Below are 4,368 nucleotides of genomic sequence, written 5' to 3' on the forward strand. Positions count from 1 at the left end.
TCAGTGTAAAATGTACTTGGGTCATGTAAAAGTCCTCCTGGGTATGTTTTTGTCGTTAAAAACATTGTACCGTAAAAGGACTGTTATATGGCCTTTTTACTTTTACACAATTATACGGACTTTATCGCTGTTTTTAATATTTGGATTCATTGTTGTGGTTACTTTAAAAAGTGAGCATCAATTAACGCTTTTTTCGATTTAACAAATGTGATTTAATATCATATTTTAATGCGTCGTTGTATTCTTTTTCAGTGATTTGATCTTCGATTAACATACGCTTTAATACATAATGTTGTCTTTGGATACTATATTTCAAATCTTTATCCGATTTTAATGTTCCATCTTTTTCGTAGGGTGTATAGCCATAAGGGCTTTGCAACAAACCGATAAGGTATGCAGATTGTGCAATTGATAAATCTTTTGGTGGAATACCAAACAAACTATATGAAGCGGATGCAATTCCGGAAATATTAGCGCCATTATAATCTCTACCGAAGGGAACTATATTTAAATATGTATATATAATTTCATCTTTTGAGAGTAGGTGTTCTAATCTAATTGCTAGGCGAAGTTCATTTGCTTTTCTACTATATGTTTTTTCGTTGGTAAGAACTTGATTTTTAACAAGTTGTTGTGTAATTGTGCTACCACCTGAACTTTGATCAGTATTAAAAATATCTTGTATCATTGCTCTTAAAATCGCCTTTGGTAAGATGCCATCATGTTTATAAAATAAAGTGTCTTCAGATGACGTTAATGCTTTAATGACATTTGGACTTGATGTTTTAGGGCCTATAATGAGTGAGTTTTGAGAATGGTTATACTCATATAATAAATTTTTGTTATTATGATCTAATAATTCATCGCCAGGTATTTGTCGAACTTTTTTTATTAAAGCATCATCTGATAATGAGTCGGACGTTTTAGTTAAATGATGAAAATATAAAGACATCGCAATCACAGCGATAGCAACGATGGCAATGAAAATCATAAATATAAAAACAATGACATGTTTGATAGCTTTATATATCTTTTCAAAATGATATATACGATGATTCAATTGATGATTGTTGTCTTGATTCGTCATCTTTAACCTCCTAAATTACGTATAGTATACCATATTTAAGCAATTTGACTTTTATTTTAACGTTAATTATAATTAGGGAAAATGCATAAAGAATAGGATAAAAGGACAAGTAATATTATTTGAAATCATCAGAGAGCTAGTGGTCGCTGTGAACTAGTGTTTTTAATAATATGAATACACCTTTATAACTAACATGTCCTACGTTTATTAATGAACGTATCATTAATAGAGTGAACATTATCTTATGATTATGTTTAAGTTTGGTGGTAACGTGCAATCGCGCCCTTACATATTTGTTGTAAGGGTTTTTTTTACGTTCAAAAAACTTTAAAGTATTTTAACAAGTATTCAATAAATAATTATAAATAGGAGGAAATAATAATGACGAATGTATTAATTGAAGATTTAAAATGGAGAGGTCTTATTTATCAACAAACTGATGAACAAGGTATTGAAGATTTATTAAATAAAGAACAAGTGACGTTATACTGCGGTGCCGATCCAACGGCAGATAGTTTACATATTGGTCACTTACTACCATTCTTAACATTAAGACGTTTTCAAGAACATGGACATCGTCCTATCGTTTTAATTGGCGGTGGTACAGGTATGATTGGTGATCCATCAGGTAAATCAGAAGAACGTGTGCTACAAACAGAAGAACAAGTAGATAAAAATATCGAAGGTATTAGTAAGCAAATGCACAATATTTTTGAATTTGGAACAGACCATGGTGCAGTGCTTGTTAATAATAGAGACTGGTTAGGACAAATCTCATTAATTAGCTTTTTACGTGACTATGGTAAACACGTCGGCGTTAATTACATGTTAGGTAAAGATTCAATCCAAAGTCGTTTAGAACATGGTATTTCATATACAGAATTCACATACACGATTTTACAAGCTATTGATTTCGGTCATTTGAATAGAGAATTGAATTGTAAGATTCAAGTAGGTGGATCAGATCAATGGGGTAATATCACAAGTGGTATTGAATTAATGCGTCGTATGTATGGTCAAACAGACGCATACGGTTTAACTATTCCGCTTGTAACTAAATCAGATGGTAAGAAATTTGGTAAGTCTGAGTCAGGTGCTGTTTGGTTAGATGCTGAAAAAACAAGTCCTTATGAATTTTATCAATTCTGGATTAATCAATCAGACGAAGATGTAATTAAATTCTTAAAATACTTTACTTTCTTAGGAAAAGAAGAAATTGATCGCTTAGAACAATCTAAAAATGAAGCACCGCATTTACGTGAAGCTCAAAAAACATTAGCTGAAGAAGTAACTAAATTTATTCATGGTGAAGATGCATTAAATGATGCAATCCGTATTTCACAAGCATTATTTAGTGGTGATTTAAAATCATTATCAGCGAAAGAATTAAAAGATGGATTTAAAGATGTGCCTCAAGTGACATTATCAAATGACACAACAAATATCGTTGAAGTCCTTATTGAAACAGGCATTTCTCCTTCTAAACGACAAGCACGTGAAGATGTTAACAATGGTGCGATTTATATTAATGGTGAGAGACAACAAGATGTTAATTATGCTTTAGCACCAGAAGATAAAATTGATGGCGAATTTACGATTATTCGTCGCGGTAAGAAAAAATACTTCATGGTTAACTATCAATAAATATAATTGCATAGCTAAATAAATTAGAGCCTACTCATATTCATTCCTAAGAATGTAATGAGTAGGCTCTTAATGTACTTTTCTGTCTGTAAATTATCTAAAGAAATCTCTATCGCCTTGGCCAGGTGATTGACGTTCTGATCGGCTTTGACGTTTTGGTTGTTCTTTTTGTTGTTTTAATTTCACTTTAACTTCTTTTGTTTTACCATCACGGATAACGGTAACAGTGACTGATTCACCAGGTTTTTTATTTTCATATAAATAGCTTCTTAAATCAACATCATCTTTAATTTTCTTGCCATCAATTTCTGTAATAATATCACCTTTTTTAAGATCAATATCACTATCAGCTTTGGCGACATAAATACCGTCTTCTCTATCAGTATGAAGTTGCTCGCGCTCTTCTTCAGGAATATCTTTCAAATTAATTAAACCAATACCAATCGAAGGGCGGTCAATTTTACCATGTTTTACAAGTTGTTCAATTGTTACTTTAACTTCATTACTTGGAATAGCAAACCCGATACCTTCAACTTGTGTCGCAGCAATTTTCATTGAGTTAATACCAACTAAATTACCATTAATATCTACTAATGCGCCACCTGAGTTACCTGGGTTAATAGCAGCATCTGTTTGAAGAACGCTGACTTTTGTATTGCCACCAGTTGTCTCAGCGTCAATAGTACGTTCGCTTGCTGAAATGATACCAGATGTTACAGAGTTAGCAAATTGTAATCCTAATGGGTTACCCATTGCGAATACGCTATCGCCAGTTTGTACTTTTGAAGAGTTGGCGAATTGAATCGCTTTAATACCTTTTGTATTTTCAATTTTAAGTACAGCAATATCAGTTACTGCATCTTTACCAACTAATTTCGCTTTAACTTGTTTTTTATTATGTAATTGGACTCTAATTTCATTTGCGCCATCAATAACATGATTGTTTGTAACGATATAAGCTGAATTGTTGTTTATTTGATAGATAACACCTGAACCTACTCCAGCTTCAGATGGTTTAGATGATTTGCCTTTTAATAAGTCGTCTACACTTGATGCTTTTTGCATGTTAATAACTCCAACAATTGTAGGGGAGACAGATTTTATCATTTCATGAACGGTACCGAATTTCTTGCTTTGACCGTCTAATTGATTGCCACCTTTATTATTTGTTGTCTGAACAGTTGAACCATCTTTATTTAAAATTGTACTATTTAATACTTTGCCTATACCAAGTACTAGAAGTGCACCAATAATTCCAGCAATCAATGCAACGATGACTGTTTTAAACCATGGAAATTTAGGTCTTCTGTATCTAGGTGTTTGGCTATGGTTTGTTGTAGAATGATCTGTATGATTAAAATCTGACATACTTAACCTCCATTATATGATTTATATATGCTTTAATTATGTCTTTTTTTTATAATTATTGCTAGTAATACACTATACAACTTTAGATGTATTTTCAGACTATCTTGTTCTAGTAAAAATATAGTGATAAAATCTAGTTGTTATAAACAAATAAGTTAAGTAGGTGGCACAATGTATTCAGTGATTAGTAAGATTTTGAATTTCATTTTAGTTAAAATGTCAAAATCATTATACGTAATCGGTAAAGATAATATTCCTAAGGATAGTAA

Annotated in this window: 4 protein-coding genes and 1 pseudogene; 3 read left to right on the forward strand and 2 right to left on the reverse strand. The window is 31.7% G+C overall.

The features are described 5' to 3' along the window. The first annotated feature begins 109 nt into the window (after positions 1-109). A complete protein-coding gene (locus IDG66_RS11905; protein ID WP_206172200.1) occupies positions 110-202 on the forward strand; it encodes a hypothetical protein in 93 nt (30 codons plus the stop codon). On the opposite strand, the gene IDG66_RS11910 is transcribed toward IDG66_RS11905, so the two are convergent. After that, the gene (locus IDG66_RS11910) at positions 182-1,087 is read right to left on the reverse strand and encodes a transglycosylase domain-containing protein (protein ID WP_000184370.1); all 906 of its coding nucleotides are present in this window, start codon (positions 1,085-1,087) and stop codon (positions 182-184) included. The genes IDG66_RS11905 and IDG66_RS11910 overlap by 21 nt on opposite strands. Before the next feature lie 381 nt (positions 1,088-1,468). Here IDG66_RS11910 and tyrS point away from each other — a divergent pair, with 381 nt between their 5' ends. Beyond that, positions 1,469-2,731, forward strand: coding sequence for a tyrosine--tRNA ligase (gene tyrS / locus IDG66_RS11915; protein ID WP_000186029.1), 1,263 nt, complete (start codon positions 1,469-1,471; stop codon positions 2,729-2,731). Positions 2,732-2,824: 93 nt separating this feature from the next. Here the strand turns inward: tyrS and IDG66_RS11920 are convergent, their stop codons facing one another. Beyond that, entirely contained in the window at positions 2,825-4,099 is a 1,275-nt protein-coding gene (locus IDG66_RS11920; protein WP_001279338.1) for a S1C family serine protease, read from the reverse strand. Between the two features lie 171 nt (positions 4,100-4,270). Between IDG66_RS11920 and IDG66_RS11925 the strand changes: the two are divergent. Then, positions 4,271-4,368 (forward strand): annotated as a pseudogene (locus IDG66_RS11925) (lysophospholipid acyltransferase family protein); the annotation flags it as partial.

Source organism: Staphylococcus sp. EG-SA-18 (assembly GCF_017151825.1).
GTDB lineage: Bacteria > Bacillota > Bacilli > Staphylococcales > Staphylococcaceae > Staphylococcus > Staphylococcus aureus.